This is a genomic window from Pseudomonas citronellolis, from assembly GCF_029335315.1.
Classification (GTDB): Bacteria; Pseudomonadota; Gammaproteobacteria; order Pseudomonadales; family Pseudomonadaceae; genus Pseudomonas; species Pseudomonas citronellolis_A.
This window is the reverse complement of sequence record NZ_JARJLT010000001.1, coordinates 1-4,025: the sequence shown is the minus strand read 5'-3', so window position 1 is coordinate 4,025 and position 4,025 is coordinate 1. Positions and strand designations below refer to the sequence as shown.

At 68.2% G+C, this 4,025-nt stretch carries 3 protein-coding genes; 1 reads left to right on the top strand and 2 read right to left on the bottom strand.

Annotated features, from left to right (window positions below; all coding sequences use genetic code 11):
* On the bottom strand, window positions 1-1,993 hold a 1,993-nt coding region (smc, locus tag P3W75_RS00015), incomplete at its 3' end, for a chromosome segregation protein SMC (RefSeq protein WP_276225315.1).
* A 10-nt stretch (window positions 1,994-2,003) separates the two neighbouring features.
* The gene (locus P3W75_RS00010; protein WP_276225314.1) at window positions 2,004-2,663 is read right to left on the bottom strand and encodes a GntR family transcriptional regulator; all 660 of its coding nucleotides are present in this window, start codon (window positions 2,661-2,663) and stop codon (window positions 2,004-2,006) included.
* A gap of 172 nt (window positions 2,664-2,835) precedes the next feature.
* On the opposite strand from P3W75_RS00010, the gene P3W75_RS00005 reads away from it, so the two are divergent.
* A complete protein-coding gene (locus P3W75_RS00005; protein WP_276225313.1) occupies window positions 2,836-3,969 on the top strand; it encodes an alkane 1-monooxygenase in 1,134 nt (377 codons plus the stop codon).
* The last annotated feature ends 56 nt before the right edge of the window (window positions 3,970-4,025 follow it).

The following is a 4,025-nucleotide window of genomic DNA, read 5'->3' as shown; positions in this document are numbered from 1 at the left end:
CGCGCTCGGCATACAGGCGCTCCAGTTCCTGGCCACGGGCCAGTACGCCGGATTCGGCCGAGTCGCCCCGGCGCACGCGCAGGAAGTGCCGGCCGACCCAGTAGCCGTCGCGGCTGACCAGGCTCTGACCGGCCCCCAGCGCGGCGCGCTGGGCCAGGGCCTGCTCCAGGGTTTCCACCGGGCGCACGCCGGCCAGCCAGGGCGACAGATCGTGGTCGCTGGAGACTTTTTCCAGCAGGCTGCCGGCCACGCCGGCGGCGGCGCCGCGCGGCAGGTCGAGCAGGCGCAGCTCGCCCTTTTCCAGGCTGGCGAAGGGCAGCGCGGCGAAATCGTCCAGCAGCACGGCGTGCAGGTCGGCGCCGAGCACGGTTTCCACCGCCAGCTCCCAGCCCTGCTCCACGCGCAGGCCCTCGGCCAGGCGCGGGCGTTGTTCCAGGCCCTGCTCGCGCAGCCAGTCGGCGGCGCCGGCGCCCGGGTCGAGGGCGGCCTGTTGCAGGGCCTCCAGCGAAGCGATGCGGCCGTTCAGGCGTTGCAGTTCGCCCTGGGCCTGGTGCTGGGCGGCGTTGCCGTCCTGCAGGGCCTGGCGCACCTGCTCCAGGCGCTCGACCAGCTCCAGCTCCTCGGCCTGCAGCTCTTCGAGCTGCAACTCGACGGTGGCCATCTGCTCGCTCAGTTCGAGGATGGCGGCGCCTTCCGGGTCGGCGGCCAGCTGCGCGCGCTCCTCGCCCAGGCGGCGTTCACGCTCGCCCTGGCGCTCCAGGCTGTGTTCCAGGTGCTGGATGCTCGACTGCTGCACCTCGGCCTGCCGGCGCGGCTCGGCGCTCTGCTGGTTGAAGGCGTCCCAGCGCTGCTGCCAGTCGTGCATGCCGGTTTCGGAAGCCTCCAGCAGCGCGCTGGACTCCTCGGCGGCGGCGGCGCTGACTTCCTGCTCCGGCGCGAGCATTTCCAGTTCTTCGCTCAGCGTCGCCAACAGGGTGCGGTCGTGGCCCAGGTGCGATTCGGTTTCCTGGCGGGTGCGCTCGGCCTCGCGCAGGTCGTCCTGCAGCTGGCGCATACGCTGCTGGCCGTGCTGGATGCTCTGCTCGACGCGGGCGATATCGCCGCCCACCGAGTAGAAGCGGCCCTGCACCTGGTTGAAGCGCTCGGACAGCTCGTGGTGGCCGTCGCGCAGGCGTTCGATGCTGGCGTCGGCGCTGCGCTGCTCGGCCACCAGGGCCTCGAAGGCCACCTCCTGGTCGCCGATCACCCGCTCCTTCTGCCCCACCTGCTCGTTCAGCTCGCGCCACTTCAGGGCGCCGAGCTGGGCCTTGAGCTGGCGCTCCTCGGCCTTGAATTCCTGGTATTTCTCCGCCGACTGGGCCTGGCGGTGCAGGCGTTCGAGCTGGCGCTCCAGTTCTTCGCGCAGGTCGGACAGGCGCGCCAGGTTCTCCTGGGTGCGGCGGATGCGGTTCTCGGTCTCGCGGCGGCGCTCCTTGTACTTGGAGATGCCGGCGGCTTCCTCGATGAAGTTGCGCAGGTCCTCGGGCTTGGCCTCGATCAGCTTGGAGATCATGCCCTGCTCGATGATCGAGTAGCTGCGCGGGCCCAGGCCGGTGCCGAGGAAGATGTCGGTGATATCACGGCGCCTGCACTTGGTGCCGTTGAGGAAATAGGTGTTCTGGCCGTCGCGGGTCACCCGGCGGCGAATGGAAATCTCGGCGTAGGCGGCGTATTCGCCCACCAGGGTGTTGTCCGAGTTGTCGAAGATCAGCTCGATGGACGCCTGGGTCACCGGCTTGCGCGTGTTCGAGCCGTTGAAGATGACGTCGGTCATCGACTCGCCACGGAGGTTCTTCGCCGAGCTCTCGCCCATCACCCAGCGCACGGCGTCGATGATGTTGGACTTGCCGCAGCCGTTGGGGCCGACCACGGCCGCCATGTTGCTGGGGAAGTTGACGGTGGTCGGGTCGACGAAGGACTTGAACCCGGCCAGCTTGATGCACTTCAGGCGCATGCGGCTCTCCTCAGCGTTCGGCCAGGGCGGCCAGCACCAGCTGGCTGTTGTGCCGGCCGTACTCCAGCAGCACCGCGCGGATGGCCGCCTCATCGCGGCCGATCACCGCCTGCAGCAGCTGGGCGAAGCTGTCGAGGAACTGGCTCATCTCGCCTTTGCGCCGCTCCAGGGCCAGGTGGTAGGTGCGGCTGATGGCCGGCAGCAGGTTCTCCACCGTCTCTTCCAGGTAGGGGTTGGCGGCGAACGGGAAGGCCGCGCGCATGATGTCGAAGCTGGACTCGACGAAGGCGTGGATGTCGCCGCGCTCCAGGCTTTCCAGCAGGCGCTGCTGGATGGCGCGGAACGGCTGCAGGTCGCTTTCCTCGCGCCAGGTGCGGGCCACGGCGCCGGCCAGCATGATGTACAGCTCCATGACCAGCGTGTAGAGGCTTTCCACGTGGCTGGCCGAAAGCGCCGAGACCTGCGCTCCGCGGCGCGGCAGGATCACCACCAGGTGGCGGCGTTCGAGGATCAGCAGGGCCTCGCGGACCGAGCCGCGGCTGACGTTCAGCGCCTGGGTGACCTTCTGCTCCTGGATGCGTTCGCGCTCCTTGAGTTCCCCCCGGATGATGCGTTCGGCGAGGTGGTGGGCAATCTGCTCAGCCAGGCTGTCCGGGGCCTTGAACGTCATGGGTGTCCTTATCGCTGGAGGGCTGATGGGATGGGGCTTGCGGCCGCGAAGTGTAACACAGGGTGTTACCCGGCAATGCCCCACCGGGGGTGCTCGACTGAACGAAGGTTGGTGCGTCGACCGAAAGGATTGGGCGCAGGATTGTCCGACAATCCGACAACGAGAAACGCCCATGTTCGCCTTCCTCTCCCCTGCCTGGATGCTCAGCCTGAAAAAGGCCGGCTACTGGATCTGGCTGGTGCCGGTGTTCGGCATCCCGGTGAGCTACTGGTGGTCCTACGGCAGCGCCCATCCCAACGCCTGGGCCTGGTTCGTCATCAGCGTGGTGTTCCTGGTCATCCCGCTGCTCGACGCCATCGTCGGCCGCGATCCGGCCAACCCCGACGAAGCCACCGAAGTGCCGGTACTGGAACGCGAAGGCTACTACCGCTTCCTCAGCCTGCTGACGGTGCCGCTGCTGCTGGGCATGCTGGCCTACGGCGGCTGGGTGCTGGCGCACAACGAGGCGTGGAACTGGGTCGGCCGGCTGGGCTGGATACTCTCGGTGGGCACGGTGATGGGCGCCATCGGCATCACCGTGTCCCACGAACTGATCCACAAGGACCCGCAGCTGGAGCAGTGCGCCGGCGGCCTGCTGCTGGCGGCGGTATGCTACGGCGGGTTCAAGGTGGAGCACGTGCGCGGGCACCACGTGAACGTCTCGACCCCGGACGACGCCTCCTCCTCGCGCTACGACCAGAGCCTGTACGCCTTCCTGCCCCACGCCTACACGCACAACTTCCTCAACGCCTGGCGCCTGGAGGCTCAGCGCCTGAAGCGCAAGGGCCTGCCGGCGCTGCACTGGCGCAACGAGCTGATCTGGTGGTATGCCATCAGCGCACTGTTCCTGGCGGGCTTCAGCGTCGCCTTCGGCTGGATCGGCGCGGTCTACTTCATCGGCCAGTCGATCATGGCCTTCACCCTGCTGGAGATCGTCAACTACGTCGAGCACTACGGCTTGCACCGCCGGCGCCTGGACGACGGCCGCTACGAACGCACCACCCCCGAGCACTCGTGGAACAGCAACTTCCTGCTGACCAACCTGTTCCTCTTCCACCTGCAGCGGCACTCCGACCACCACGCCTACGCCAAGCGCCGCTACCAGGTGCTGCGCCACTACGACGCCAGCCCGCAACTGCCCAACGGCTACGCCGGGATGATCGTCCTGGCGCTGTTCCCGCCGCTGTGGCGCGCGGTGATGAACCCTCGCGTGCGCGCCTACTACGCCGGCGAGGAATACCAGCTGAGCGACAGCCAGCGCGCCTGAGCCACCGGGTTCCACGCCTTTGCGGCAGCCGAGTACCCCCGGCTGCCGTTTTTTTT